The sequence below is a fragment of the Janthinobacterium sp. SUN033 genome, from assembly GCF_030397595.1.
Taxonomy (GTDB): domain Bacteria; phylum Pseudomonadota; class Gammaproteobacteria; order Burkholderiales; family Burkholderiaceae_D; genus Janthinobacterium; species Janthinobacterium kumbetense.
The window spans coordinates 968245-993742 of the sequence record NZ_JAPQNV010000001.1; the positions used below are offsets into that span (position 1 = coordinate 968245).

27 protein-coding genes are annotated in these 25498 nt (G+C 63.5%); 12 read left to right on the plus strand and 15 right to left on the minus strand.

Going from position 1 to position 25498, the window contains the following annotated elements; all coding sequences use genetic code 11:
• Positions 1–3: 3 nt before the first annotated feature.
• Positions 4–2091, plus strand: coding sequence for a 3-hydroxyacyl-CoA dehydrogenase NAD-binding domain-containing protein (locus OX460_RS04525; RefSeq protein WP_289897823.1), 2088 nt, complete (start codon positions 4–6; stop codon positions 2089–2091).
• A 45-nt stretch (positions 2092–2136) separates the two neighbouring features.
• Here OX460_RS04525 and OX460_RS04530 read toward each other — a convergent pair whose 3' ends face one another.
• From OX460_RS04530 to OX460_RS04540, 3 genes are all read right to left on the minus strand, one after another.
• Positions 2137–2985, minus strand: coding sequence for an alpha/beta hydrolase (locus tag OX460_RS04530; RefSeq protein WP_289897824.1), 849 nt, complete (start codon positions 2983–2985; stop codon positions 2137–2139).
• A gap of 107 nt (positions 2986–3092) precedes the next feature.
• Positions 3093–3491, minus strand: a complete 399-nt coding sequence (locus OX460_RS04535) for a VOC family protein (protein ID WP_289897825.1) — start codon at positions 3489–3491, stop codon at positions 3093–3095.
• Between the two features lie 101 nt (positions 3492–3592).
• Positions 3593–3886 carry a DUF2798 domain-containing protein gene (locus OX460_RS04540; protein ID WP_289897826.1) on the minus strand — a complete coding sequence of 98 codons (294 nt, stop codon included), beginning with the start codon at positions 3884–3886 and terminating at the stop codon, positions 3593–3595.
• 97 nt (positions 3887–3983) lie between these two features.
• On the opposite strand from OX460_RS04540, the gene OX460_RS04545 reads away from it, so the two are divergent.
• Entirely contained in the window at positions 3984–4889 is a 906-nt protein-coding gene (locus OX460_RS04545; RefSeq protein WP_099667888.1) for a LysR family transcriptional regulator, read from the plus strand.
• Here the strand turns inward: OX460_RS04545 and OX460_RS04550 are convergent.
• Positions 4886–5635: a nucleotidyltransferase domain-containing protein gene (locus OX460_RS04550; protein WP_289897827.1), complete on the minus strand. Its 750-nt coding sequence runs from the start codon at positions 5633–5635 to the stop codon at positions 4886–4888. The genes OX460_RS04545 and OX460_RS04550 overlap by 4 nt on opposite strands.
• A 193-nt stretch (positions 5636–5828) precedes the next feature.
• Here OX460_RS04550 and OX460_RS04555 point away from each other — a divergent pair, with 193 nt between their 5' ends.
• A complete protein-coding gene (locus OX460_RS04555; protein WP_077404762.1) occupies positions 5829–6029 on the plus strand; it encodes a hypothetical protein in 201 nt (66 codons plus the stop codon).
• Positions 6030–6126: 97 nt separating this feature from the next.
• Here the strand turns inward: OX460_RS04555 and OX460_RS04560 are convergent, their stop codons facing one another.
• Positions 6127–7827 (minus strand): MFS transporter, encoded by a 1701-nt coding sequence (locus tag OX460_RS04560; RefSeq protein ID WP_099667890.1) that lies wholly within the window; start codon positions 7825–7827, stop codon positions 6127–6129.
• A gap of 233 nt (positions 7828–8060) precedes the next feature.
• Here OX460_RS04560 and OX460_RS04565 point away from each other — a divergent pair, with 233 nt between their 5' ends.
• The 4 genes from OX460_RS04565 (at position 8061) to OX460_RS04580 (ending at position 11243) form a co-directional block, all read left to right on the plus strand.
• Positions 8061–9239 carry an acetyl-CoA C-acyltransferase gene (locus OX460_RS04565; protein WP_289897828.1) on the plus strand — a complete coding sequence of 393 codons (1179 nt, stop codon included), beginning with the start codon at positions 8061–8063 and terminating at the stop codon, positions 9237–9239.
• A 125-nt stretch (positions 9240–9364) separates the two neighbouring features.
• A complete protein-coding gene (locus OX460_RS04570) occupies positions 9365–9667 on the plus strand; it encodes a Dabb family protein (RefSeq protein WP_289897829.1) in 303 nt (100 codons plus the stop codon).
• An 85-nt stretch (positions 9668–9752) separates the two neighbouring features.
• Positions 9753–10754, plus strand: a complete 1002-nt coding sequence (locus tag OX460_RS04575; protein ID WP_289897830.1) for an NADP-dependent oxidoreductase — start codon at positions 9753–9755, stop codon at positions 10752–10754.
• A gap of 60 nt (positions 10755–10814) precedes the next feature.
• Positions 10815–11243, plus strand: a complete 429-nt coding sequence (locus OX460_RS04580; RefSeq protein WP_289897831.1) for a GNAT family N-acetyltransferase — start codon at positions 10815–10817, stop codon at positions 11241–11243.
• Between the two features lie 59 nt (positions 11244–11302).
• On the opposite strand, the gene OX460_RS04585 is transcribed toward OX460_RS04580, so the two are convergent.
• The 9 genes from OX460_RS04585 to OX460_RS04625 all read right to left on the minus strand — a co-directional run bounded on the left by OX460_RS04585 (position 11303) and on the right by OX460_RS04625 (position 20743).
• Positions 11303–12313: a ribose ABC transporter permease gene (locus tag OX460_RS04585; protein WP_099667894.1), complete on the minus strand. Its 1011-nt coding sequence runs from the start codon at positions 12311–12313 to the stop codon at positions 11303–11305.
• Between the two features lie 24 nt (positions 12314–12337).
• The gene (locus OX460_RS04590; RefSeq protein WP_289897832.1) at positions 12338–13837 is read right to left on the minus strand and encodes a sugar ABC transporter ATP-binding protein; all 1500 of its coding nucleotides are present in this window, start codon (positions 13835–13837) and stop codon (positions 12338–12340) included.
• 77 nt (positions 13838–13914) lie between these two features.
• Positions 13915–14850, minus strand: a complete 936-nt coding sequence (locus OX460_RS04595) for an ABC transporter substrate-binding protein (protein WP_077404737.1) — start codon at positions 14848–14850, stop codon at positions 13915–13917.
• Between the two features lie 64 nt (positions 14851–14914).
• Positions 14915–15865, minus strand: a complete 951-nt coding sequence (gene tal / locus OX460_RS04600; protein ID WP_099667896.1) for a transaldolase — start codon at positions 15863–15865, stop codon at positions 14915–14917.
• Between the two features lie 2 nt (positions 15866–15867).
• Positions 15868–17352 (minus strand): xylulokinase, encoded by a 1485-nt coding sequence (gene xylB, locus OX460_RS04605; RefSeq protein WP_354669819.1) that lies wholly within the window; start codon positions 17350–17352, stop codon positions 15868–15870.
• Between the two features lie 32 nt (positions 17353–17384).
• Positions 17385–18392 (minus strand): LacI family DNA-binding transcriptional regulator, encoded by a 1008-nt coding sequence (locus tag OX460_RS04610; RefSeq protein WP_289897834.1) that lies wholly within the window; start codon positions 18390–18392, stop codon positions 17385–17387.
• A gap of 209 nt (positions 18393–18601) precedes the next feature.
• Entirely contained in the window at positions 18602–19339 is a 738-nt protein-coding gene (locus OX460_RS04615; RefSeq protein ID WP_289897835.1) for an NRDE family protein, read from the minus strand.
• On the minus strand, positions 19330–19620 hold the full coding sequence (locus tag OX460_RS04620) for a DUF4936 family protein (protein ID WP_289897836.1): 291 nt from the start codon (positions 19618–19620) through the stop codon (positions 19330–19332). The genes OX460_RS04615 and OX460_RS04620 overlap by 10 nt, the downstream gene beginning before the upstream one ends.
• A gap of 7 nt (positions 19621–19627) precedes the next feature.
• On the minus strand, positions 19628–20743 hold the full coding sequence (locus OX460_RS04625; RefSeq protein WP_289897837.1) for a folate-binding protein: 1116 nt from the start codon (positions 20741–20743) through the stop codon (positions 19628–19630).
• 176 nt (positions 20744–20919) lie between these two features.
• On the opposite strand from OX460_RS04625, the gene mltG reads away from it, so the two are divergent.
• Genes mltG through OX460_RS04640 form a run of 3 tightly spaced genes read left to right on the plus strand, consistent with a single transcriptional unit; the run spans position 20920 to position 23613 of the window.
• The gene (gene mltG, locus OX460_RS04630) at positions 20920–21906 is read left to right on the plus strand and encodes an endolytic transglycosylase MltG (RefSeq protein WP_289897838.1); all 987 of its coding nucleotides are present in this window, start codon (positions 20920–20922) and stop codon (positions 21904–21906) included.
• Between the two features lie 21 nt (positions 21907–21927).
• On the plus strand, positions 21928–22569 hold the full coding sequence (gene tmk / locus OX460_RS04635) for a dTMP kinase (protein ID WP_289897839.1): 642 nt from the start codon (positions 21928–21930) through the stop codon (positions 22567–22569).
• A 15-nt stretch (positions 22570–22584) separates the two neighbouring features.
• Positions 22585–23613 (plus strand): DNA polymerase III subunit delta', encoded by a 1029-nt coding sequence (locus tag OX460_RS04640; protein ID WP_289897840.1) that lies wholly within the window; start codon positions 22585–22587, stop codon positions 23611–23613.
• Positions 23614–23676: 63 nt separating this feature from the next.
• On the opposite strand, the gene OX460_RS04645 is transcribed toward OX460_RS04640, so the two are convergent.
• Entirely contained in the window at positions 23677–24030 is a 354-nt protein-coding gene (locus OX460_RS04645) for a hypothetical protein (RefSeq protein WP_289897841.1), read from the minus strand.
• A gap of 200 nt (positions 24031–24230) precedes the next feature.
• Between OX460_RS04645 and OX460_RS04650 the strand changes: the two genes are divergently transcribed.
• Entirely contained in the window at positions 24231–24617 is a 387-nt protein-coding gene (locus OX460_RS04650) for a VOC family protein (RefSeq protein ID WP_289897842.1), read from the plus strand.
• 86 nt (positions 24618–24703) lie between these two features.
• Positions 24704–25483, plus strand: a complete 780-nt coding sequence (locus OX460_RS04655) for a TatD family hydrolase (protein ID WP_077404693.1) — start codon at positions 24704–24706, stop codon at positions 25481–25483.
• Positions 25484–25498 lie beyond the last annotated feature (15 nt).

Genomic DNA, 25498 nt, shown 5'->3' on the forward strand with positions numbered 1-25498 from the left:
GACATGAGTGCTGAATATCAAGTGAACGGCGCCGTTGCCGTCATTACCCTGGCCAACCCGCCCGTCAACGGCCTGGGCCTGGCGACGCGCACGGCCGCCGTGGCCGGCATCCGCCAGGCGCTGGCGGACGACGCCGTCAAAGCCATCGTCATCACGGGCGCCGGCAAGGCCTTTTCGGGCGGCGCCGATATCAAGGAATTCAATTCGCCCAAGGCGCTCACGGAACCAACGCTGCACACCTTGATCAATGTCGTCGAGCAATCGACCAAGCCCGTGGTGGCAGCCATCCACAGCGTCTGCATGGGCGGCGGCCTGGAGCTGGCGCTGGGCTGCAACTACCGCGTGGCCGCGCCTGGCGCGCAGATGGCCTTGCCTGAAGTCAAACTCGGCATCTTGCCGGGCGCGGGCGGCACGCAGCGCCTGCCGCGCGTGCTGGGCCTGGAAATGGCCTTGAACATGATCGTCTCGGGCACGCCCGTGGCGTCGGAAAAACTGGCCGGCACGGCCCTGTTCGACGAAGTCATCGCGCCCGGCGCGGACTTGCTGGCCGCCGCCGTGGCCTTTGCCACGAAAGTGGGCGACGTGCGCCCGCTGCCGAAAGTGCGCGAGCGCAAGGTCGATTACCCGAACCACGAAGCGTTCCTGCAGTTTTCGCGCAATACCGTGAAAGCCATGTCCGGCCCGTTCCCCGCACCGCTGAAATGCGTCGATGCCGTGGCGGCCGCCGTGACGATGAAATTCGACGAGGGCTTGAAGTACGAGCGCGAACTGTTCATGCAGCTGGTGCAGTCGCCGGAATCGAAAGCCCTGCGCCACGCCTTCTTTGCCGAGCGGGTCGCCAGCAAGGTGCCCGACGTGCCGGCCGACACGCCCGTGCGCGCCATCGCCAGCGCGGCGATTGTCGGCGCCGGCACCATGGGCGGCGGCATCGCCATGAATTTCGCCAACGCGGGCATCCCCGTGACCTTGCTGGAAACGAAGCAGGAAGCGCTGGACAAGGGCCTGGCCACCATCCGCAAGAATTATGAAAACACGGTCAAGAAGGGCAAATTGACGCAGGACAAGGCCGAGCAGCGCATCGCCTTGGTCAGCGGCACGTTGGCGTATGCGGACATCGCGCAGGCGGACATCGTCATCGAAGCCGTCTTCGAAGAACTGGGCGTCAAGGAAACCGTGTTCAGGCAGCTCGACGCCGTCATGAAGCCGGGCGCCATCCTCGCCTCGAACACCTCGACCCTGGACCTGGACAAGATCGCCGCGTTCACCCAGCGCCCGCAAGACGTGGTCGGCACGCATTTCTTCAGCCCGGCGAACGTCATGAAGCTGCTGGAAATCGTCCGCGGCAAGGAAACGGGCAAGGACGTGCTGGCCACGGCGCTGGCGTTGTCGAAAAAGCTGAAAAAGACGGGCGTCGTTTCCGGCGTGTGCGACGGTTTCATCGGCAACCGCATGATCGAGCAATACAGCCGCCAAGCCGGTTTCCTGCTGGAAGAAGGCTGCCTGCCGGAGCAGGTCGACAAGGCCGTCGAGAAATTCGGCTTTGCCATGGGCCCGTTCCGCATGGGCGACCTGGCCGGCAACGACATCGGCTGGGCCATCCGCAAGCGCCGCTACGTGGAAAAACCGGAAGTGACGTATTCGAAGACGGCCGACCTGCTGTGCGAACTGGGGCGCTATGGCCAGAAGACGGGCGCCGGCTGGTACGACTACAAGCCGGGCGACCGCAAGGCGTACGCCTCGGAACAGGTCAACGCCTTGATAGTCCAGCACTCCGCCGACATCGGCGTGGCGCGGCGCAAGATCGGCGACCAGGAAATCGTCGAACGGCTCGTGTATGCGCTCGTCAACGAAGGCGCGCGCATCCTGGAAGAGGGCATCGCCCTGCGCGCCTCGGACATCGACATGGTGTATCTGACGGGCTACGGCTTCCCGCTGTTCCGCGGCGGCCCGATGTTCTACGCGGACACGGTCGGCTTGCCGAACGTGCTCGACACCATCGCCGGCTATGCGAAAGGCCGCCACGGCGAAGCGTGGACGCCTGCGCCCCTGCTGGTGAAGCTGGCGGGCGAAGGCAAGGGCTTCAATAGTTGATGTTGGGTTGTTGAATGACAAAGGGCAGATTTCTCTGCCCTTTTTTTATTTCTTCTTCGCTACCATCTTGACCGCCTCGTTGACGATGACGGGGTTGTCCTTCTGGATGTAGTAGCCGGCGCCCGTGATGCGCTCGATGGCTGGCGCGCCGGACAGGCGCTGCCAATCCTTTTCCTGGGCCCGCACCACGTTTTCAAACGAGCCCATTTCCTCGATGCCGAACTTGTCGCGCACCAGCAGCATGGCGGGCACGCGCAGCGGGCTGCCCATGTCGACGTGCTGCAGACATTGCGTCTGGGCATCGAATTCGGCCGATTCCGTACTGTTGAACATCAGCTTGCGCCGCGTCTTGACGAGCATGGCGTAGGTGGATGCGTCCGTCTGCAGGCGGTTCCATTGCTGCGGGTGCGTGGGATCGAGCAAGACCAGGCCGGCCACGTCCTGCGGGTACAGCTTCGCATACACATACTGGTACAGCCCGCCCAAGCCATGGCCGACCAGCACATACGGCGGTTTCAAGCCAGCTTGCGCCAGCAGGGCGCGCTGCTGGGCAGCGATGGTGCACGGGTCGCGCGGCGTGGTGGTTTTCTTGCTGTCGCCGTAGCCGGGACGGTCGTACACGAGCACGCGGTGCTGCTTGGCCACTTCGGGCGCCACCTTGGCCCACACATCCTTGCCGTCGCCCATGCCCGACTGGAACACGACGGGCACGCCGCCCTGGCCGCTCACGGTGTAGGCGATGCTGGCGTCGGGCAGGGCGGCGGTAGCCGGCACGCCGGGCATGACCGGGGTCGATGGCAACAGGGAGCAGCCTGAAAAACAGCCTGCCAGCAGCAAGCCGGCGCTGGAGAGGAGCATGGTGCGCGCGGGGCGGCCGACGAATAGATGATGCATGAATCTCCTTCTTGGTGCAGGGACCGGGGACCGGTATGGCGTGCCAGCCATTATAGGCAAATCGTCACGAAGTGGAAATGCCGAACAGAGGTGGATTTCCCGTCCTGTCAGCCGGCGTCGGCGTGGTGGCAGACGGCTTCGATGCGGTTGCCGTCGGGATCGAACAAAAAGGCCGCGTAATAGCTGGCGTGATAGTGGCGCAAGCCGGGCGCGCCCAGGTCGATGCCGCCCTGCGCCAGCCCAGCGTGCCAGAACGCTTCCACGGCCGCGCGCGAGGGGGCCTTGAAGCAGCAATGGCGGCGCGGCGCGTCGCCGGGCGCGGGGCCCAGGCGGACGGAAAAATAGCTGCGTTCGGGGTGTTCCGCATCGCTGCGCTCGCCATAGCCTATCCACGCATTGGCATGGTCGCTGCCCACCTTGGGCACGCCGAGCGCGGCGAAGATGGCGTCGTAGAAGCGCTCGGCGCGTTCCAGGTCGCTGACGGTGAGGGAAACGTGGTCGAGCATGGTCACTCCGCAGTAAAAACAAGGACGGCCATAGCATAGCCCGGATCAGGGCGGCCGTGGGCGGGAGTGACCGAGTGATACTGCCGGTGGCCGACTGCTGGTTAAGGTCGGCGGACGCAGGCACATGGCGCATCGGCCGCGCAGGCGGGGCAGCTTGGCGCCGGGCGCGCCAGCCGGGTGACGATATTGCGGCTGATGACTTGCACGCGGGGCGCGAACAGCATCACGGCGCAGAAGGCCACGGGCCAGGCGGCAAAGAACGCGTGGCGCCAGCGGGGCAGGAAGTCCGCCTGCAGGCCGATATTGAGCCAGGTGACCCAGGCGCTCATCAGCAGGGTCATGACCAGCGACATCAGGAAGGCAAATACGCAACGCAAACGCAGGGCTTCGGACATGGGACACTTTCAAAATGGTAAGGAAAGGGCAGCGTAACAACTTGCAGCAATCTATACTAGAGCCATATTTTTAATTTCAAATTCCGAAAATGCAATCATGCTCGATGATTTAGCCCTGTTTGTTTCCATTGTCGAGGCGGGCAGCCTGCATGCGGCGGCCGTCAAGGAAGACTTGCCCGCCGCCACCGTCACGCGCCGGCTGCAAAAGCTGGAAAGCCAGCTCGGTTACCGCTTGCTCAACCGCAGCGCGCGCCGCTTGCAGCCGACGGCGGAAGGCTGGCAATACTACGAGCAGTGCCGTCCCCTGGTCCATGCCCTGCGGCAAGCCACGCAGCAGCTCGACGCCAGCCTGTCGGCCGTCTCGGGCAGCATCCGCGTGCTGGCGCCCGTCAACTTCGCCAGCGGCTTGCTGACGCCGGCCTGGGTCAGCTTCATGCAGAAGTATCCGGACATCCGCCTGGAGCTGGAACTGTCGAACCTGCTGCAAGACCTGGTGGGCAGCGGCGCCGACCTGGCCATCCGCGTGGGCTCGCTCGACGATTCCTCGCTGATGCAGCGCCGTCTGGGCAGCGCCGCGCTGGTGATGGTGGCCGCGCCCGGCTACCTGGCGCGCGCCGGCGTGCCGCGCGACTTGCAGGAACTGGAAAAGCATGAGCTGATCGTGGCCGAACCGCTGCGCACCTGGCGCTTGCGGCGGCCCGGCGACGGCGCCGAAATGGTGATCGAACCGCAGGCGCGCCTGCGTGTGAACGAGATGCGCCTGGCCGTGGAAATGGCCGACGCGGGCATCGGCATCCTGCTGTGTCCGCTTCTGCAATGCCGTGACGAAGTGGCCAGCGGCAGCCTGGTGCGCGTGCTGCCCGACTGGATGCCGCAGCCGCGCCACGTGTACGCCGTGTGGACGCAGCGGCGCTACCTGCCGGCCCGCGTGCGCGTGTTGCTCGAACACCTGGCGGCGTTTGCGGCCGGCAATCCGCTGTTGAACGACGGGACTGGCGTCTAGCCCGCCTGTTGCTGCACCAGCCACTGCGTGAACTGGCGCAGCGCCGGCGCAAAGCCGCTGGACGGCGCGGCGCCGGGCCGGGCCTGGGCAAGAAAATAGGCTGCCTGCGCCTGCATGGCGGGATAGCGGCGCAGCAACAGCGCGGCATGCTCGTCCAGGCTGGCGGGCCAGCCGGGATCGCCATCCTGGCGCAGCAGGTTGCAGGAACGGATCAGCTTGCGCGATGCCTCGCGCTGCAGGCGGGCGATGGCGGCAGGGTCGCGCTCGTCATCGAGGCGCCGCGCATAATCGTCCAGCACGCGGGCAAAGTCGCCATTCACGGCCTGGGCGATGGCGCGCGAGGGAGAGAACGGCGCAAAGTGCGGTGCCAGGTCCTCGCCCCACAGGCAGCGGCACTGGTGCTTGAGCCAGTAGCCCCAGCTGTACAGGTGCTCCGGCGCCAGCACCTGGGCACGGTGGCCGATATCGAAATCGATCTTCAGTACTTCCCGGCGGCGTGCCTGCAGGGCCAGGCGCAGCGCTTCCAGCGTTTCCCGCTGCGGCGGCGTGGGCGGCTGGCGCAGCACCAGGGTCAGGTCGAGGTCGGACACGCCCGGCGTGGCATCGCCGCGGGCGATGCTGCCGTACAGGTATATGCCGTCCAGCAAGTTGCCGGCGTGCGCAGCCAGGCTGGCGCAGACGTCTTGCAGCAAGGCGTCGAATTGGTGCTGCAGCGGGCCGCAGGGGGCGGGAGGAATGGTCGGCATGCCTGGGGACGAGTCCGGTAAGAGAAACTTCCACCATAGCATGCAGTGGCGCGCGCGCAGGTAATCCTTTCTAATAAGTAATACCGAGCGCTTGTACTTTTCGCCAGGATCGCGTTAAGATAAAGCTGCCCGCTTATCCAGTGGGCAATCTGGTGTTTTTCGCGCAATCCCGTCCCTATCCATGAGAGTAGCAATGAAATATCTGATCATTCCCTTCTTGCTGGCCATTACTGGCTGTGAAGTACTGTATGACGCAAACCGGGACAAGATCGGCGAGTATTGCAACAGCCTCAATAATTTTGACGACCGCAACGCCTGCCGCAAGCGCAACCAGACCAGCTACCAGGAATACGTGCAGCAGCGCGACCAGCTGAAAAAGAAAAACGACAAGTAAGCCTGCCGCCATAGACGCCACATAAAAAAACGCCGCTGACCAGTCAGCGGCGTTTTGCTTTGCGGACCCCGGTCTTGCGGCCGGGGCTGGCATCCATTTAATCGTCGGCGTAGATATTGTTGTCCTTGGTTTCCTTGACGAACAGGGTGCCGATCACGACAGTCGCCAGGGCGACGACGATCGGATACCACAGGCCATAATAAATGTCGCCCTTGAAGGCCACCAGCGCGAAGGCCGTGGTCGGCAGCAAGCCGCCGAACCAGCCGTTACCGATATGGTAGGGCAGGGACATCGAGGTGTAACGTATACGCGTCGGGAACATTTCCACCAGCATGGCGGCGATCGGGCCATACACCATGGTCACGTACAGCACCAGGATGAACAGCAGCAAGACGACCATCGGCTTGTTGATCTGGTCCGGATCCGCTTTCGCAGGGTAGCCCGCTTCCTTGATGCCGGCGCCCAGTTCTTTCTTCAGCGCCGCTTCGTGGGCCTTGCTGTCCGCATCGAAGTTCAGGCCGTCCGGCGTCATGACAGCGTTGAACGAGCTAAATTCCTTCGTACCGATGCGCACCTTGGCGATGCTGCCGGCCGGCGCGTCTTCCTTCGTGTAGTTCACCGAGCTGTTCGACAGGAAGCCCGTGGCGATGTCGCACGACGATGGGAACTTCTTCGTACCCGTCATGTTGAACTGGAAGTGGCAGGAAGCCGGATCGGCCACGACGACCACTGGCGAGTTTTTCAGTGCCGCTTCCAGCTGCGGGTTGGCGAAGTGGGTCAGGCCGTTGAAGATCGGGAAGTAGGTGGCCGCGGCGATCAGGCAGCCGCCGAGGATGATGTACTTGCGGCCGATGCGGTCGGACAGGCTGCCGAAGAACAGGAAGAACGGCGTGGCCAGCAGCAGGGCGACGGCGACGAGCACGTTGGCCGTTGCCAGGTCCACTTTCAGGGTCTGGATCATGAAGAACAGGGCGTAGAACTGGCCCGTGTACCACACGACTGCCTGGCCGGCGGTCAAGCCGATCAGGGCCAGGATGACGATCTTCAGGTTTTTCCACTTGCCGAACGCTTCCGTCAGCGGGGCTTTCGAGGTCTTGCCCTCGGCCTTCATTTTTGCAAATGCCGGCGATTCATTCATGGCCAGGCGGATCCACACGGAAATACCCAGCAGGATGACGGAGACGAGGAAGGGAATGCGCCAGCCCCACGCTTCGAAATCCTTCTCGCCGGTGGCCAGGCGGGTGCCCAGGATGACCATCAGCGACAGGAAGAAGCCCAGGGTTGCCGTCGTCTGTATCCACGCCGTGAACGCGCCGCGCTTGCCTTCAGGCGCATGCTCGGCCACGTAGGTGGCTGCGCCGCCGTACTCGCCGCCCAGCGCCAGGCCTTGCAGGATGCGCAGGATGACGAGGATGATCGGTGCGGCGATGCCGATGGACGCATGGCCCGGCAGCAAGCCGACGATGAAGGTGGAGCCGCCCATGATCAGAATGGTGATCAGGAAAGTGTACTTGCGGCCGATCATGTCGCCCAGGCGGCCGAAGACCAGCGCGCCGAACGGACGCACGATGAAGCCGGCGGCAAAGGCCAGCAGCGCGAAGATGAAGGTGGTGGTGGGGTCGCCGATGAAGAATTGCTTGGCGATGATCGATGCCAGCGAACCGTACAGGTAAAAATCGTACCATTCAAAGACGGTGCCCAAGGAGGATGCAAAGATGACCTTGCGTTCCTCTGGCGTAATCGGCGTTCCTTTGGTGGAAATTTTCCGTACGTCGGCAGAGCCGGATGGTGATGCCATGGTTTGTCTCCCTATGTTTTATAGTGAACCATTGCCGCGGTCTTTTTGACCATTCTTGCAACAGCTGGAGGCGAGTGTGTTCTCCGAACCTTACGTCATGCTTGCTTGAAACTTACAGCAAGCTTACAAATTGCCATTCATTTCAACTTTGCGAACGACCGTACTTAAATGTGCTATTCTGATTCCGCAGATCTATCATCCGACCATATAACATTCCCACAAGGAGACACAGCATGAATGAAGCCGTCATCGTATCGACCGCCCGCACGGGCCTGGCCAAGTCCTGGAAGGGCGCGTTCAACATGACGCATGGCGCTACCCTGGGCGGCCATGTGCTTGCGGCCGCCGTCGAGCGCGCGCGCATCGAGGCGGAGGAAGTGGAAGACGTGCTGGTCGGCTGCGCCTTTCCCGAAGGCGCCACGGGCGGCAACATCGCGCGCCAGGTGGCCTTGCGCGGCGGCTGCCCCGTCACGACGGCAGGCATGACCGTCAACCGTTTTTGTTCCTCGGGCTTGCAGGCCATCGCCCTGGCGGCGCAGCGCATCATCGCCGGCGAAGGCGATATCTATGCGGCTGGCGGCGTGGAATCGATTTCCTGTGTGCAAAATGAAATGAATACGCATATGTACCGCGACGTCTGGCTGCAGCAGCACAAGCCGGAAGTGTACTGGCCCATGCTGCAGACGGCCGAGACCGTGGCCAAGCGCTACCAGATCTCGCGCGAACGCCAGGATGCCTACGGCGCGCAAAGTCAGCAGCGCGCCGCCGCGGCCCTGGCTGCCGGCCTGTTCGATGCGGAAATCGTGCCGATGACCACCGTCATGGGCGTGGCCGACAAGGCCAGCGGCATGCTGGTGTCGCGCGAAGTGACGATCTCGGCAGACGAAGGCATCCGCGCGGACACGACGTATGACGGCGTGGCGAAGATCCGCCCGGCCATTCCGGGCGGCGTCATCAGCGCCGGCAACGCCAGCCAGTTTTCCGATGGCGCGGCTATGGCCATCGTCATGAATGCGAAAGTGGCTGAAGCGAAAGGGCTGCAGCCGCTGGGCATCTTCCGCGGCTTCGCCGTGGCCGGCTGCGAACCCGATGAAATGGGCATCGGCCCCGTGTTTGCCATCCCGAAACTGCTGAAAAAGGCGGGCTTGACTGTAGCTGACATCGGCCTGTGGGAACTTAATGAAGCGTTCGCCGTGCAAGTGCTGTACTGCGCCGACACCCTGGGCATTCCCATGGACCGCCTGAACGTGAACGGCGGCGCGATCGCCGTCGGCCACCCGTACGGCGTGTCGGGCGCCCGCCTGACGGGCCACGCCTTGATCGAAGGCAAGCGCCGCGGCGTCAAATACGTGGTGGTGACCATGTGCATAGGCGGCGGGCAGGGCGCGGCCGGGCTGTTCGAAGTGCTGTGATATAGGTAAACCTAGTCTGTGGGCGGCTTCCAGGGCCGCCCGTTTGCATTTCGCACCCTGTTCCTGCAAGACGCGCCGATAGCGGTTACAGTAATGCTTCATTAATAAACAAGCAGCCTGCCGCCATGATCAAGCACATCGTTTTCTGGAAACTCAAAGACCACGCCGAAGGCGCCGACCGCGCCACCAATGCATTGAAATTGAAAGCCCTGCTCGATTCCTGCTCGGACCTGGTGCCCGGCATATTGAAATTCGAGGCAGCCGTGGCCCAGCCTGGCCTGGAAGCGACCTACGACATCGTGCTGTACAGCGAATTTGCCAGCCGCGAGGCGCTCGACGCTTACCAGAACCATCCCGAGCACGTGAAAATCAAGCCATTCTTTGGCGCCGTGCGGGAAGCGCGCCAGTGCATGGATTATGAGATTTAGTTGTTACGCAACAGACACCCGGGGTCAGACCCGGCGGGTCTGACCCCAGCCTTCCGCTGACTCTACCTATCGTCAAGGAGCATTCATGACCACCTACCAACGCATCGTCCTCGCCTCGCGCCCCGCCTCCAATGAGGAAGTGCAGCCGGCACATTTTCGCCTGGAAACCAAAGCCATTCCCGCCATCCAGGATGGCGAATTGCTGGTGCGCAACCAGTACCTGTCGCTCGACCCCTATATGCGTGGGCGCATGAGCGCCAATAAAAGCTATGCGGCGCCGCAGGCGCTCGATGAAACCATGATAGGCGGCACGGTGGGTGTGGTGCTGGAATCGAAGCATCCGAAGTTTGCCGTGGGCGATACCGTCGTGGGCACTTTGGGCTGGACGGAAGTGGCCGTATCGGACGGCACCATGCTGCGCAAGGTCGATACGACGCACATTCCCGCTTCCGCCTACCTGGGTTCCGTCGGCATGCCGGGCATGACGGCGTGGTATGGCTTGAACCAGATCATGGCGCCGAAAGCGGGCGAAACCGTGGTCGTGTCGGCCGCCAGCGGCGCCGTGGGCAGCGTCGTGGGGCAGTTGGCGAAATTGAAAGGTTGCAGAATCGTCGGCATCGCCGGCGGCGCGGACAAGTGCGCGTATGTGGTCAATGAGCTGGGTTTCGACGCCTGCGTCGACTACAAGGCGGGCAATCTGGAGGCCGACCTGGCGGCGGCCACGCCGGACGGTATCGACGCCATCTTTGAAAACGTGGGCGGCGCCATCTTCGATGCGGCCCTGGCGCGCACCAACGCGTTTGGCCGGATCGCCGTGTGCGGCTGGATCGCCGGCTACAACGGCGAACCGACGCCGCTCGACAATGCGCGCCTGATCCTCACCAACCGCCTCACCGTGCGCGGCTTCATCGTTTCCGAGCAGCCGGAATTCTGGCCGCAGGGACTGGCGGAACTGGGTTCACTGGTGGCGACGGGCAAGCTGAAATTCCGCGAATCCGTGGCTGACGGCCTGGCCAGCGCGCCGGAAGCGTTCATCGGCCTCTTAAAAGGGCGCAACTTCGGCAAGCAGTTGGTCAAGCTCAGCTGATCTCTCTGTGAAAAGGCAGGTCGTGCGACAATTGCGGCCTGTCTCTTTCTACATTACACCATGACCAAGCACACCATCCGCCTCGGCGACTGGGCCACCCTGGGCCCTGACGCCACCGCCATCCGTTTTGAAGTTTTCGTCGATGAACAAAAAGTGCCGGCCGAGATCGAACTCGACGACATGGACGCCGTCTGCCTGCACGCCGTGGCCTATGACGATGCCGGCAACGCCATCGGCACGGGCCGGCTATTGCCTGACGGCCACATCGGCCGCATGGCCGTGCGCCAGCCGGGCCGGGGCACGGGCGTGGGCGGCGCCATTTTGACCTTGCTGATGGACAAAGCCCGCGAACGGGGCGACAAGGCGGTGGTGCTGAACGCGCAAACCGTGGCCGCGCCGTTCTATGCGCGCCACGGTTTTGTGCAGCAGGGGGAAGTATTCGAAGAGGCGGGGATTGCGCATGTGGAAATGCGCCTGCAGTTTGCTTGATTAATCAAGCAGGCGTGGTTCGCACGGCGTCCGCGAATACGGACGCCGCGCGGCTACGCTTAATTTTGCGCGTGGCTCTGGCGCCATTTGTCCAGAATCACGGCCAGCACGATCACGACGCCCTTGGCTACATACTGCCAGAACGACGACAGGCCCAGGATCGTCAAGCCATTGTTCATCACGCCGATGATCAGCGCGCCGATGACGGTGCCCCAGACGGAACCCACGCCGCCCATCAGGCTGGTGCCGCCCAGCACGACGGCCGCGATGGCATCGAGTTCATAACCGGTACCCCAGTTGCCGTTGGCCGCATACAGGCGGCTGGCCGACATGGCGCCGCCCAGGCCCGCGAACAGGCCGCTGATCGTGTAGACAAACATCAAGACGAGACCGACTTTGATCCCTGTCAAACGGGCCGCCTGGATATTGCCGCCGACGGCGTAGATATGCAGGCCCAGGGTGGTCTTGCGCAAAATGAACCACGTCAGCACGACGACGGCGGCCGCCAGCCAGATCAGCCAGGGCACGGCCAGGAAGCTGCCGTTGCCCATCCATTCGAAGCTTGGGATTTCCGTGTTCAGCACGCTGGTGCCGTCCGCCAGCAGGTAAGCGGCGCCGCGCAGGGCCGTCATGGTGCCGAGGGTCACGACGAAGGGGTTCAGGCCGACGAGGGCGACCAGCACGCCATTGAGTGCGCCCAGCAGCAGGCCGACGATGAGGAAGGCGGGAATCGAAAAGCCGGCGAACTGGGCCGACAGCGACATCAGCATGCCTGCCACGGCAGAGACGGCCAGCACGGAGCCGACGGACAGGTCGATGCCGCTGGTCAAAATGACGAAAGTCATGCCGGACGCCAGCACGATGTTGATCGACACCTGGCGGAAGATGTTCATGGTGTTATTGCTGGTCATGAACGTGGACGTGCCGTCGGCCGAGAAATACACGGTCAAGCCATACATGGCCAGGTACAGCACCACCAGCACGGGCAGCATGCCCAGGCGGCGCATCAGGTTCGAGGCATTGAAGGGTTCGCCGGCGCGCGCGGCGCCGCGGGTGGTAGTCGTTGTCATGTTGAATCTCCTGAATGATTATTTTTATGCCGCTTCCAGCTGGGTGGCATAGGCGAGGATGTTTTCCTGCGTGATGTCGTCGCCCGTCACTTCGCCCGTCAGGCGTCCTTCGCACATCACCATCACGCGGTCGCAGATGCCGACCAGCTCGGCCAGTTCGCTGGAAATGCACAGCACGGCCGTGCCCGCATCGGCCAGCTGGTGGATGATCTTGTAGATTTCGCTCTTCGCGCCCACGTCCACGCCCCGCGTCGGTTCGTCGAGGATCAGCACTTTCGGCGCGATGGCCAGCCAGCGCGCCAGCAAGACTTTTTGCTGGTTGCCGCCAGACAATCCGCCGACGATGCCGTCCGGCCCGGACACCTTGACGTTGAGGTTGCTGATCGCCTCGCGCGTGAGCTGGGTCAGGGCGCCACGGTTGACCACGCCCGCCGTCGCATGCTTGGACAGTATATTCATCGACATGTTTTCCATGGCCGACAATTGCATGAACAGTCCCAGGCTCTTGCGGTCCTCGGGCAGGTAGCCGATGCCGTGGCGGATGGCCGCCAGCGGGCGCTGGATATGCACTTCCTGGCCGTCGAGCCACACTTGTCCCGATTGTTTCTTGTCGGCGCCAAAGATCAGGCGCGCCAGTTCCGTGCGGCCCGCGCCGACGAGGCCGGCCAGGCCCGTGACTTCGCCCGCATGCAGGCTGAACGAGGCGGGCTTGACCTTGCCGCCGCCCACGTTTTCCACGCGCAAGCGCTCGGCGCCCCGCGTGGTGCGCCGCTGGTGCGCATAAAAGTCGTCGGCGGGGCGGCCCACCATCATTTGCACGACTTTCTTTTGATCCAGCTCATCCTTGCCCAGCTCGCCCACATAGGCGCCATCGCGCAGCACCGTGATGCGGCGCGCCAGGCGTTCCACCTCGGCCATGCGGTGGCTGATGTACAGCACGGCGAGGCCCTTGTCGCGCTGTTCTTCGATGATGCGGAACAATTGTTCTGTTTCCCGGTCGGACAGGGCGGCAGTGGGCTCGTCCATGATCAGGATGCGGCTTTCGTGCACGAGGGCGCGGGCGATTTCCACCTGCTGCTGCTCGGCGATCGACAGGGTGGACACCATGGTGTCCGCGTCGAAGCGGGAACCGAGGTCGGCCAGGATGGCGTTCGTGCGCGCGCGCATTTCGCCGCCCTTGACGGTCCAGAACGGTCCTTGCGGCTCGCTGCCCATGAAGACGTTTTGGGCCACCGTCATGTTCTTGGCCACGCTCAGTTCCTGGTAGATCAGGTTGATGCCCAGCGCGCGGGCCTCGCCGGGGTTGCGGATGCGGATCGGCTTGCCGTCGAGAATGATTTCGCCCGCGTCCGGCGTGTACACGCCCGACAGAATCTTCATCAGGGTGCTCTTGCCGGCGCCGTTTTCGCCCATCACGGCATGGATTTCGCCGCTGCGCACCGTCAGGTGCACGCCGCGCAGCGCGCGCGTGGCGCCAAAGCGCTTCTCGATGCCGCGCATTTCAAAAATAATATCGTCGCTCATGACTGTCCTTCCTTGCTGGTGAAACTGGCGCCGCCTGGTAACTGGCCGGCGGCGCCGCGTGGTTCAGGTCAGGCAGATCAGTTCTTTACCCAGCCCGTGTAGGTGGCGACGTTTTCCTTGGTGATGGCCGGGGTCGGCAACAGCACCATGGTCTGTTTCGGCGTGCGGCCGTTCATGATGTCGTAGCCCATCTGCACGGCGTCCGTGGCCATGCGGTACGGGTTTTGCGCCGAGGTGGCGGCAAACAGGCCGGCCTTGTTTTTCAGGGCGTTCTGGCCATCGGGCGCGCCATCGACGGCCGTGATCAGTTTCACGTCCGTGCGCTTCGATTGCTTGATCGCCAGTTCGGCGCCGATACCCGTCGGATCGTTGATGGCGAACACGCCGTCGATCTTCGGATGGGCCGTCAGCAGGTTCGACATCACGGTCATGCCGCCGTCGCGGCTGCCGCCGGCGTTCTGGTTGTCGGACAGAATCTTGATATCCTTGAACGCGGCCAGGGTTTTCTTGCAGCCATTCACGCGGTCGATCACGGACGTCACGGGCGGACCGTTCAGGATCACCACATTGCCCTTGCCGCCGATCTGCTTGGCCAGGTAGGCGCACGACACGTCGCCCGCCATGGTGTTGTCGGACATCACGGTGGCCGAAGCGCCCACGGCGCCCACGTCGACGGCGATCACGACCACGCCCGCATTGCGCGCTTTCTTGATAGCTGGCGCGATGCCCTTGGAATCGACGGCGTTCAGGATGATGATGTCGGTCTTGTTGGCGATGAAGTTCTCGATCTGGTCCACCTGGGTGTTCAGGTCATACTTGCTGGAAACAGTCGTGACTTTCACGCCAGGGCCGCCCAGTTTTTTCGCGCTTTCTTCCGCGCCGCGGCCAATGGCGACAAAAAACGGGTTGGCCAGGTCGCCCACGCTCACGCCGATGGATTTCAGCGGTTTGTCGGCGGCGAAGGCGCCGCAGGCGGCGGACAGCAGCAGGGAGGCGGTAATGACTTTTTTCATGAGGATCTCCAAGGGTTTTTATTGTAAAAAACAAACGGTGCTACGGTAAAAACTGGGTGAAAACTTAGCGAGTGCGCAATTTCTCGATCATGGCGTCCAGCTTGCCCGCATCGACGGCGAAGCCGCGGATGCCTTCGGCCAGCTTTTCGGTCGCCATCGCGTCGTCGTTCAAGGCATAGCGGAAAGCCGCTTCGTCATACGTGACGGCCGGCTGCGGCGCGCCAAGGTCGCCGCCCAGCGCGCGCTCGAACGGCGCATCCGCCGCTTCCAGCTTGGCCAGCAAGTCCGGGCTGATGGTCAGCAAGTCGCAGCCGGACAGGGCCGTGATCTGGCCCACGTTGCGGAAGCTGGCGCCCATCACCTGGGTGGCGATGCCATGTTGCTTGTAGTAATTGAAGATGCGCGTGACCGATTGCACGCCCGGATCGTTGGACAGGCTGCGCGCCGCTTCGTCCCATGCCGCACCCTGCGACTTCTTGTGCCAGTCGTAGATGCGCCCCACGAACGGCGAAATCAGGCGCACGTTCGCATCGGCGCAGGCGACGGCCTGGCAAAACGCGAACAGCAGGGTCAGGTTGCAAAAGATGCCATCTTTTTCCAGCTCGCGCGCGGCCTGGATGCCTTCCCAGGTGGCGGCGACCTTGATCAGCACGCGTTCGCGGGCCACGCCGGCTTGCTCGTACAGGGCGATCAGGCGGCGACCGCGGGCGACGGTAGCGTCGCGGTCAAAGCTTAAACGGGCGTCGACTTCCGTCGAGACGCGGCCCGGCACGACTTTCAGGATTTCCAGGCCGAAGCGCACCAGCACCTGATCGACGATATCGTCCAGGCTGGCGGATTGATGCGCGGCGACCGTGCTTTCCAGCAAGGGCGCGTAATCGGGCTGCAGCACGGCCTTCAAGATCAGCGACGGGTTGGTGGTTGCGTCTTGCGGCGCGAAGCGCGCCAGTTGCAGGAAGTCGCCCGTGTCGGCGACGACGGTGCTGTGTTGCTTCAATTGTTGCAGCTGATTCATTACTATTCCTTATCACTGAGTTGGTGCAAGGCTTGCACGGCGGGAAACAGGCTACGGTAGCGGCCGTAGCGGATGCTCAAGGCGGCGCTGTGCGCGGCATCGGGCAGGAAAGTGTTTTTGATGGGCAAGCCGGTGGACAGCAGCTGGCGCTGGCCGATGGCGGCAAAGCCCAGCTTGGCCGCGCCCAGGCTGGCCGACAGTTCGCTGTTGTGCAGGGTGCGCATTTCGCGTCCCAGCACATTGGCCAGCAATTGCGCCCAGTACTGGCTGCGCGCGCCGCCGCCCACCAGCATGCAGTGGGGAACGACGGCGCCCGTCGACGTGACGGCCGCCATGGCGTCGCGCAAGGCGAAGGCCACGCCTTCGAGCACGGCGTAGCCGAGCTGCGCCGGCGTGCTGTCGTGGCCCAGTTGCAAAAAGGCGCCGCGCACTTGCGGGTCGTTATGCGGCGTGCGCTCGCCCGACAGATAGGGCAGGAACAGGGGCGCGGAAGGGGCGACGGGGGCGTCGAGCGGCAAACCCGCTTCCACCAGCGCCAGCAGGGCCGCTTCGTCGGGCTGGCCCAGCATACCCGTCGCCCAGCGCAAACAGCTGGCGCCGGACAGGATCGCGCCCATCGCATACCAGCGGCCGGGCAGGGCGTGGCAAAAGCTGTGCACGCCGCCGGCCGGATTGCCCAGGGGCGCTTCGGTGACGGACACGATGGCGGCGCTGGTGCCCAGCGAGATAAAACTGTCGCCGCCGTTGACGGCGCCGATGCCCACGGCCGAGACAGGATTGTCGCCGCCGCCACCCGCCACCACCACGTTGGCGGGCAAGCCCAGCTGGTCGGCGACGGCGTCCGGCACGGTACCGGTGGTGGCGTCGCCCTCGGCCAGGGCCGGCATTTGATCCAGGCGCAAACCGCAGGCCGTGACCATGGGCGCGAACCAGGCTCGGTTGGCCTCGTCCAGCCACAGGGTGCCGGCCGCGTCGGACATGTCCGTGAGTTTGATCCCGGTCAAGCGCAGGCGCAGGTAGTCCTTTGGCGACAGCAGGCAGGCGATGGCGGCGAAGGCGTCAGACTCGTGTGTTTGCAGCCACAGCAGTTTCGGCGCCGTCAGGCCCGCCATGGGCAGGCTGCCCGTCACGTCCGCATACGCGGGATAGTCGCGCGCCAGGGTAGCGGCCTCGGCTTCGGCGCGCGCATCGTTCCACAGGATGGCGGGACGGATGACGTCATCGTTGGCGTCGAGCAGCACGGCGCCGTGCATCTGGCCCGACAGGCCGATGCAGGCGATCTGTGCATAGTCCTGCGGCCAGCCGGCGCGCAGCTGGGCCAGCGCTTGGACGCAGGCGGCCCACCAGTCCTGCGGCGCTTGTTCGGACCAGCCTGCTTGCGGGCGGCTGGTGTCGATGCGCACGGACGCCTGGCCGCGCACGCTGCCTGCGCTGTCCATCAGCACGGTTTTCAGTTCGGAGGTACCGAGGTCGATACCGAGGGAAATTGCTGGATGCATGGTGTGTCTATATGTAAAGGTCAGGGGCAGCCGCAGGAGTTGCGTACGCGCAAGGTCGGCGACAGGCGCTGCACGTGCTGGGCGCGGCCCGGATTGGCGATGCGGTCGATCAACAGGTCGACGGCCATGGCGCCCAGCTCTTCGAGCGGCTGCGCCATCACGGTCAGGCGGGGGCTGAAATAATCGGCCCAGTCGAAATCATCGAAGCCGGCCAGCGCGACGTCTTGAGGTACCGCAATGTGCGCGTCGCGCAAGGCATGCATGGTGCCGATGGTCATCAGGTTATTGCCGGCGACGATGGCCGTGGGACGCTGCGCGGCGGGCAGGGCCAGCAATTCGCGCGTGGCCGCGCCGCTGCGCTCCAGGTTGGAGTCGCCCGAGCGCAGCAAGTCCCCATCGAAGGCGATGTCGGCGCGCTGCAAGGCCAGGCGGTAGCCGTCGATGCGCTCGTCCGTCGTGGACAGGCCGGGCGCGCCCGCGATGAAGCCGATGCGGCGGTGGCCGTGGACCGTGATCAGGTGGCTGACCAGCTCGGCCGTGGCGTGCGTGTTTTCCACGCCCACCTGGTCGAACGGCTGGGGTGACATGCGGTCGACCAGCACGGAAGCGATCTTGTTGCTATTTAAATAGTCGAGGGCGCGGTTGTGCGGATCGCCGGACGGCGCCAGCACGATGCCGTCGACGCGGCGCTGGTGCAAGTTCTGCACCACTTTCAACTCCTGTTCGGGGTCGTCATGCGTATCGGAAAACAGCATCATCAAGCCATGGCGCGTGCAAGCCGCCTCGATGGCGCGCACGGTTTCGCTGAAGTAATGATTGGTGAAGGCGGAAATGGCCACGCCGATGGTGCCCGACGAGGAGCCGGCCAGCGCACGCGCCAGCATGTTCGGCACATAGCCGATCTGCTGCATGGCTGCGTTGACGGCGGCGACGGTTTTCGGGCTGACCTTGCGGGTGCCGTTGACTACGTGAGAGACGGTCGACAGCGATACGTCCGCCGCCCGCGCTACATCTTCCATGGTGGCCATGGTGTCTCCTGAGGTTTTTTTTATTATTGTGTACTGCGATTGGGTACGGCTGTGTCGCCGCGATTGAAGCTATCGTAAACAAAAGAAAGCGCTTGCGCAAGCGCTTTCTTTTTTTGCGCGAACGATATTTTGCCAAGGCAAGCAAGCCGCGCGGGAGGGAATGGATGAGGGAAACGGGGCGGAGCCGGACGGTGCCGGCCCCGCAGCAATTACTGAATCACCAGCTCGTGCAATTCGCCGGGAGAGTCCGGGAACAGTTTCACGACGGTGGACGTGCGCGTGCCGTAGCCCGGCGTTTCGATGCAGACGGCGGACAGCACGCGCTCGAGGTCGAGCGGCACGCCCGTGTCCGGCAAACGGAAGTCGGGCGCGCGCGTGGTGTCGGCCAGCATGTCGAAGTACGCTTCGTCGGGCGCGCCCTGGCACAGCAGGCTGGCGAACTGGGCCTTGGTTTTCAGCACCTTCGGCCACGGCGCGTCGAGCAGGGCGTTCGACAGGCCGTAGATGCCCGGTTCCAAGGGCCGGCCATTGCGCGCATCGTCGTCGCCCCGGTTGGAAAACCAGATCAGGGTATCCGCGTCGCCCAGCACCAGGTTGAAACCGTTGTAGGCTGTGCAGCCGGGGCGGATTTGCGCGATGTAATCCTGTGGCGACATGTCGCCGGCCAGATAGTCTGCCACCAGGGCGCCGCGCGAGGGGGCGTCCGGGTTGCGGTCTTGCGGGCTGCGGATATTCGTGATGGCGGCAAAGCGCGAGCTGCCGCTGCCGGCCTGGGTGATGCCCATCCAGCTGCCGCCCGCCTGCAGGTCGCGGCCCGCATACACTTGCGGGTGTTCGGGCCAGGCGCCGGCGGGGGCGCTGGCGCGTTCATAGAATTCGTCGCGGTTGGCGGCGGCAATCAGCGGGATGTGCGGATTGACTTTCCAGGCAAAAACGATCAGGCACATGGGGGCAAATCCATGAACACTTCCGTATGCCGCGCGCCAGCCGTCAGGGACAGCAAGCCCGCTTCCTCGGCCACGCTGGCCAGCAGTTCCGTAAAGCCTTCGCCGACGACGGGGTAGATTTCCATCCACGTCTGCAAGCCGTCCTTGGCTTCCGGACGGCGCTTCAGTTGCGGCGCCACGCCCGAAGCGGCCGCCAGCTTGCCTTGCAGGGCGCGGACCCGCGCTTCCAGCGCCTGGGCGTGCTCTTCTTTTACCTGATAGTAAACGTACAGATCTTTCATGGCATTCTCACAAGTCGAGTGCGTCGAGCACGTAAGGCATGGACAGGAACTGCACGGCGGCGCCCTGGGCCGAGCCGTAGCGTACGGCGCCGGTGGCGCTTGAACCTTCTTCGATCGCCCCCAGCTTCATTTCGACGAGGGCGTCGATGCCGCCGTCGCCGCTGGGCGCCGCGTTGACGACCATGCCGCAAGGCTGCTCGGGGTCGCTGACGGCAAACAGTTCGCCACCGGCGGCGACGCTTGCGTCAGCGATGCTGACGAGGGTGGTGCGGCGCTTGAGCTTGCCCAAATACTGGCTGCGCGCGACGATTTCCTGGCCCGGGTAGCAGCCTTTCTTGAAATTGACGCCGCCCAGCAGCTCGAAATTGACCATTTGCGGCACGAATTGCTCTTGCGTGGCGGCCGTGATCTGCGGGATGCCCGCGTGGATGTCCGACAAATGCCAGGCGTCATTGCCGCCCTTGGCCAGCTGTGCGGTCAATGGCGTCCACGCGTCGCGCGCCGTGGCGGCCGACGTCAGCCATTCATAGCGGGGGCTGCCGAAGGCGTCGGCCACGCGCAGCAGGGTGCCGGACGCGTGTTCGACCTTGCTGAACGGCGTGGCGGGCAGGGCGGGGAACCAGGCGGACAGGGCCGCGTTGGCGTGCTTGCCGCCCAGGCCCAGGACGACCTGGTTCGCTTCGTCGCCGGAGGCATCGTGCAGCTTGGCCTTGGCGCGCAGCACGAACATCTGCAGCCGCTTCTGGATGGCTGGCTGTATGGCGCGCGGCAATTGCAGATAAATGGTGGTGGCGTTGCGCCACATCAGGAAACTGGCCAGCAGCCGGCCTTTCGGCGTGCAGTAGCCGGCCAGGCGCACTTGCTCCGGGCTCAGGTGTTCCACGTCGTTGGTCAGCTGGCCGTGCAGGAAACTGGCTGCCTCGTCGCCGTTCAAGCCGATCAAACCCTGGTCCGTGATGGCCGCGACAAAACCTTCTTGTAGTTGGGACACTGTCAGGGACTGGCCGAAGTCGGCGATAGGGGTGGCGGCGATGGGGGCGGTGCTGTCAGGCGCGCCATCGGTGGCAACGGGGCGGGCGCCTTGTGCGGTTAAAAATTGATTCCAGTTATTCATAATTTCCATTAGATCAGCGATTAAGCATTATCATTACGGGTTCATTATAGTGATGTCGGGCAGATTGCGTCGGCAGCGGCAAGATTGCCAGTGTTGGCGCCGCTTTGCGCGCACTTGCTTCACAAATGAACGATCATAACAAGCGGACGTTGGCCATCAGCGCCCGCATCACAAGAATCGGAACAATGGCTTTCTTTAAAAAACTTGTAGTCAGCTCGGTCATCGCCGCCATCGGCGTCGGTGGTACTTTTGTGTACTGGGCGCAGCAGCCCATCACCACGGACGGCGACGCGATTCCGTTTACGATCAGCCCGGGCAGCGGCGCGCATGCGGCCGGCCAGCAGATCGCGGACGCGGGCGTGCCCATCGTGCCCATCCTGTTCAACATGCTGGCGCGCATCGAAGGCAAGACGTCGAAGATCAAGGCCGGTTCCTACGAATTGAAACCGGGCACCACGCCGCAGCGTTTGATCACGCAACTGGCGCGCGGCGAGTTCGCGCAAGAATCGCTGACCATCATCGAAGGCTGGACTTTCAAGCAGATGCGTATGGCCATGGCCAACCATGCCGGTCTCAAGCACGATACCGTGGGCCTGTCCGACAAGGAACTGATGGCGAAGATCAGCCCGGAATATGTGTTGCCGGAAGGCTTGTTCTTCCCGGATACGTATCTGTTCGCCAAGGGCGCCAGCGAAATGCAGATTTTCAGGCAGGCGCACGCGGCCATGATCGGCCGCCTGTCCGAAGCGTGGGACAAGCGCGATCCGGCCTTGCCGTATAAAAACCCGTACGAGGCGCTGATCATGGCCTCCATCGTGGAAAAGGAAACGGGACAAAAGTCCGAGCGCGCCATGATCGCCGGCGTGTTCGTCAACCGCCTGAAGACAGGCATGCTGCTGCAGACCGACCCGACCGTGATCTATGGCATGGGCGACAACTACCAGGGCAAGATCCGCAAACGCGACCTGGAAGCGGACACCCCGTACAATACCTATACGCGCGGCGGCTTGCCGCCCACGCCGATCGCCCTGGCTGGCGCGCAATCGCTGACGGCGGCGCTGGCGCCGGCCCGCACGCAGGCGCTGTATTTCGTCGCACGCGGCGACGGCACCAGCCAGTTCTCGGCCAACTTGCCCGACCATAACCGCGCCGTGAATCAATACCAGCGTTAATTATTTCAAACTAGAAGCTTCATGACACCACACTATCAACCCCGTTTCATCACCTTCGAAGGCATCGATGGCGCGGGCAAGTCGACGCATATCGGCTTTGTCACCGACTACCTGCAGCAGCGGGGCGTGACCCTAGTCTCGTCGCGCGAACCGGGCGGCACCAGCCTGGGCGAAAAGCTGCGCGAACTGCTGCTGCATGAAAAGATGCACCTGGAAACGGAAGCCTTGCTGATGTTCGCCAGCCGCCGCGAACACATCGCGCAAGTCATCGCGCCCGCGCTGGAACGGGGCGAATGGGTCATTTCCGACCGCTTCAGCGATGCCAGCTTTGCCTACCAGGGCGGCGGACGGGGCATGGATTTGCGCAAGATGGAGCAACTGGAAGCATGGGTGCACCCGCACTTGCAGCCGGACCTGACGTTCCTGTTCGACGTGCCGCTGGCCGTCGCCCGTGCCCGCCTGGACGCCACGCGTGCGCTCGACAAGTTCGAGCAGGAGCGATCGGACTTCTTCGCCGCCACGCGCAACGAATATCTGCGCCGCGCGGCCCAGTTCCCGCAGCGTTTCCGCATCATCGATTCCACGCAAAGCATTGCCGATATTCAAGTACAACTGGCGCAGCTGCTTGATGTTTTACTTGAGAAAAGCATCGCAACGTGTTGATTTGCAAAGAATAAAATGACGACTTCTCTCTATCCGTGGCAACAGGACGCCTGGCAGCAATTGCAAGCCTTGCGCCCGCGCATGCCGCACGCCATCCTGTTCCATGGCGCCCAGGGCATCGGCAAGGCCGACTTCATCGAGCATTTCGCGCAGGCATTGCTGTGCGAAGACGTGCGCGCCGACGGCCATGCCTGCGGCGCCTGCGCCTCGTGCGGCTGGTTTAGCCAGGGCAACCATCCCGATTACCGCCGGGTCCGTCCGGAAGCGCTGGAAGACGACGTGGCGGACGACGGCGAAGAGGGCGAAGGCGCGAAGAAAAGCGCCAAGACCAAGACGCCATCGAAAGACATCAAGATCGAGCAGATCCGCAACCTGGCCGACTTCATGAACATTTCCACGCACCGCCAAGGCTTGCGCGTGGTGGTGCTGTACCCGGCCGAGGCGCTGAACACGCCCGCGTCAAATGCTTTGCTGAAGACGCTGGAAGAGCCGCCGCCGGGCACCCTGTTCTTGCTGGCATCGAACAGCCTGGACCGGCTGCTGCCGACGATATTGTCGCGCTGCAGGAAATTTGCCTTGCCGATGCCCAGCCATGAGCAAGCCTTGACGTGGCTCAAGCAACAAGGCTTGAATGATGCGGACAGCTGGCTGCGCGAGCAGGGCGGCGCGCCGCTGGCCGCGCTGGCCCAGTCCGAATCGGGCGGCCGCGAAGAAACGGAACAATTGCTGCAAGTCTTGGCTAACCCTGGCGTGGAAGCGGCCCTGAAGGCGGCCGATAAATTGCAGAAAGCGCCGCTGGCGCCGCTGGTCGCTTCCTTGCAGCGCTGGCTGTACGACGTGTTTTCAGTCAAGCTGTCCGGCACCATCCGCTACTACCCGCGCCACCGGCGCGAACTGGAAGCCTTGGCGGGACGCATCAACGTGAGCCGTTTGATGGCCGCCATCAAGGCTGCCAACGAACGCCGGGCGATTGCCGAGCATCCGCTGTCGCCCAAGCTGTTCCTGGAAGACATGCTGCTCGACTACGCATCCAGTTGCCAATAAAATCAAACACTTGCGCTGCCAAGTTAATCCGGATTGTGCGCTTTTTTGCCCGTTTGGAATGACTTAGCCGCAGGTGCGCGTGCAACTGCGGTACTGCACTTCGCACGCTTGCTGGCGCTTGGCGCGCCGGGCGCGGAAGGCTTCGGCCTCCGTCGGGCGCAACTGCTGCGACTGGGCGCCGGCTTCTTTGCCAGCGGCAACATAGGGATTGCTGCTCGGCTTCATCAACAGCACGGGGCTGGTATCGTTTTCCGTGGCGCCTTGCGCTTGTGCGCGGCAATCCTGGCGCGCCGAGGCGCAGACGGGCTGGCACAGTCCGGCATCGGGGATGGCCTTCGGCGCATCGCGCTTGTCTTGCGCATGCGCTGTCAGGGCCAGGCAGGCCAGCAGTATCAAAGGGCCGGCAACTTTCAGCATGAACACTCTCCACGGTTCCGCGCGCAACCCCATGGTTGCACTCCGGCAAGCCACTATACATCTTGATAATATTTTCGCCTAGCCATGCAAGTCAAGGCTGGCCGCTTCCCCAGGCCGGGTCCGTTTGCCATGCCGGGAACGCGGTGTTACAGTCAGTCATCCTTGCAAACCACGCGGCAGCGCTGCACCGGAGGCGTCAAATGAAACGAGTCACTGGCATCGGCGGCATCTTTTTCCACGCGCAAGACCCGGCCGCGCTGCGCGCCTGGTACCAGCGCCACCTGGGCCTGGACGTGCAGCCGTGGGGCGGCGCCGCCTTCACCTGGACGGACGCCGACGGCAAACCCGGTGCCGGCACCACCATCTGGTCCGTCGCGGCCAAGGACAGCGAGCAATTCGCGCCCGGCAAGGCCTCCTTCATGATCAACTATCGCGTCGACGACCTCGACGCGCTGCTGCAAACCCTGCGCGACGAGGGCTGCAACGTGCTGGAAAAGGCGCCCGATTCCGAATATGGCCAGTTCGGCTGGGTCATCGATCCCGAAGGCAACAAGGTGGAGCTGTGGCAGGCGCCGCAGGGGCAGTAGGCGAACCACGCGGTAGCAGTCGGCGGCAGTAGGAATTTGCACCTTCCCCCTGCCAGTTTTCCCGTGCTCCGGTACAATCCCGCCTTATGTATATCGATTCCCATTGCCATATCAATTTCCCCGAGCTGGCTGCTCGCATGCCCGAGATCCTGGCCAAGATGGCCGAGAACAAGGTGACGCACGCGCTGTGCGTGTCCGTCGACTTGCCGGACTTTCCACAGGTGCTGGCCCTGGCCGAGCAGTATCCGCATATCTTTGCTTCCGTCGGCGTGCATCCCGATTACGAGGACACGCCTGAACCGTCCGTGGAAGACCTGGTCCGCCTGGCCGATCATCCGAAGATCATCGCCATCGGCGAGACGGGCCTCGACTATTTCCGTTTGACGGGCGACCTGGAGTGGCAGCGCGAGCGTTTCCGCACTCACATCAAAGCTTCAAGAATCACGCGCAAGCCCTTGATTATTCACACAAGGGCGGCCAGTGAAGACACCATACGCATCATGCGCGAAGAGGGTGCGGGCGTGTCCGACGGCGGCGTGGCCGGCGTCATGCATTGCTTTACGGAATCCCTGGAAGTGGCGCGCGCCGCCATCGACATGGGCTTCTATATTTCCTTTTCCGGCATCGTCACGTTCAAGAGTGCGAAAGACTTGCAGGCCGTGGCCCTGGAAGTGCCGCTCGAGCGCATCCTCATCGAGACGGATTCGCCGTACCTGGCGCCCGTGCCGTTCCGCGGCCGCATGAACGAACCCGGCTATGTGGCCCACGTGGCGGAATACCTGTCGACCTTGAAAGGCATTCCGCTGGACCAGGTGGCGCGCCAGACGACGGATAATTTCTTCAAGTTATTCAATCAGTTGCCATAACTTCTTAAGGTCAGA

Coding starts and splice junctions, on each gene's coding strand:
- OX460_RS04525 (WP_289897823.1), top strand. CDS start 4: ATGAGTGCTGAATATCAAGTGAACGGCGCCGTTGCCGTCATTACCCTG.
- OX460_RS04530 (WP_289897824.1), bottom strand. CDS start 2,985: ATGCATCATCTATTCGTCGGCCGCCCCGCGCGCACCATGCTCCTCTCC.
- OX460_RS04535 (WP_289897825.1), bottom strand. CDS start 3,491: ATGCTCGACCACGTTTCCCTCACCGTCAGCGACCTGGAACGCGCCGAG.
- OX460_RS04540 (WP_289897826.1), bottom strand. CDS start 3,886: ATGTCCGAAGCCCTGCGTTTGCGTTGCGTATTTGCCTTCCTGATGTCG.
- OX460_RS04545 (WP_099667888.1), top strand. CDS start 3,984: ATGCTCGATGATTTAGCCCTGTTTGTTTCCATTGTCGAGGCGGGCAGC.
- OX460_RS04550 (WP_289897827.1), bottom strand. CDS start 5,635: ATGCCGACCATTCCTCCCGCCCCCTGCGGCCCGCTGCAGCACCAATTC.
- OX460_RS04555 (WP_077404762.1), top strand. CDS start 5,829: ATGAAATATCTGATCATTCCCTTCTTGCTGGCCATTACTGGCTGTGAA.
- OX460_RS04560 (WP_099667890.1), bottom strand. CDS start 7,827: ATGGCATCACCATCCGGCTCTGCCGACGTACGGAAAATTTCCACCAAA.
- OX460_RS04565 (WP_289897828.1), top strand. CDS start 8,061: ATGAATGAAGCCGTCATCGTATCGACCGCCCGCACGGGCCTGGCCAAG.
- OX460_RS04570 (WP_289897829.1), top strand. CDS start 9,365: ATGATCAAGCACATCGTTTTCTGGAAACTCAAAGACCACGCCGAAGGC.
- OX460_RS04575 (WP_289897830.1), top strand. CDS start 9,753: ATGACCACCTACCAACGCATCGTCCTCGCCTCGCGCCCCGCCTCCAAT.
- OX460_RS04580 (WP_289897831.1), top strand. CDS start 10,815: ATGACCAAGCACACCATCCGCCTCGGCGACTGGGCCACCCTGGGCCCT.
- OX460_RS04585 (WP_099667894.1), bottom strand. CDS start 12,313: ATGACAACGACTACCACCCGCGGCGCCGCGCGCGCCGGCGAACCCTTC.
- OX460_RS04590 (WP_289897832.1), bottom strand. CDS start 13,837: ATGAGCGACGATATTATTTTTGAAATGCGCGGCATCGAGAAGCGCTTT.
- OX460_RS04595 (WP_077404737.1), bottom strand. CDS start 14,850: ATGAAAAAAGTCATTACCGCCTCCCTGCTGCTGTCCGCCGCCTGCGGC.
- tal (WP_099667896.1), bottom strand. CDS start 15,865: ATGAATCAGCTGCAACAATTGAAGCAACACAGCACCGTCGTCGCCGAC.
- OX460_RS04610 (WP_289897834.1), bottom strand. CDS start 18,392: ATGGCCACCATGGAAGATGTAGCGCGGGCGGCGGACGTATCGCTGTCG.
- OX460_RS04615 (WP_289897835.1), bottom strand. CDS start 19,339: ATGTGCCTGATCGTTTTTGCCTGGAAAGTCAATCCGCACATCCCGCTG.
- OX460_RS04620 (WP_289897836.1), bottom strand. CDS start 19,620: ATGAAAGATCTGTACGTTTACTATCAGGTAAAAGAAGAGCACGCCCAG.
- OX460_RS04625 (WP_289897837.1), bottom strand. CDS start 20,743: ATGGAAATTATGAATAACTGGAATCAATTTTTAACCGCACAAGGCGCC.
- mltG (WP_289897838.1), top strand. CDS start 20,920: ATGGCTTTCTTTAAAAAACTTGTAGTCAGCTCGGTCATCGCCGCCATC.
- tmk (WP_289897839.1), top strand. CDS start 21,928: ATGACACCACACTATCAACCCCGTTTCATCACCTTCGAAGGCATCGAT.
- OX460_RS04640 (WP_289897840.1), top strand. CDS start 22,585: ATGACGACTTCTCTCTATCCGTGGCAACAGGACGCCTGGCAGCAATTG.
- OX460_RS04645 (WP_289897841.1), bottom strand. CDS start 24,030: ATGCTGAAAGTTGCCGGCCCTTTGATACTGCTGGCCTGCCTGGCCCTG.
- OX460_RS04650 (WP_289897842.1), top strand. CDS start 24,231: ATGAAACGAGTCACTGGCATCGGCGGCATCTTTTTCCACGCGCAAGAC.
- OX460_RS04655 (WP_077404693.1), top strand. CDS start 24,704: ATGTATATCGATTCCCATTGCCATATCAATTTCCCCGAGCTGGCTGCT.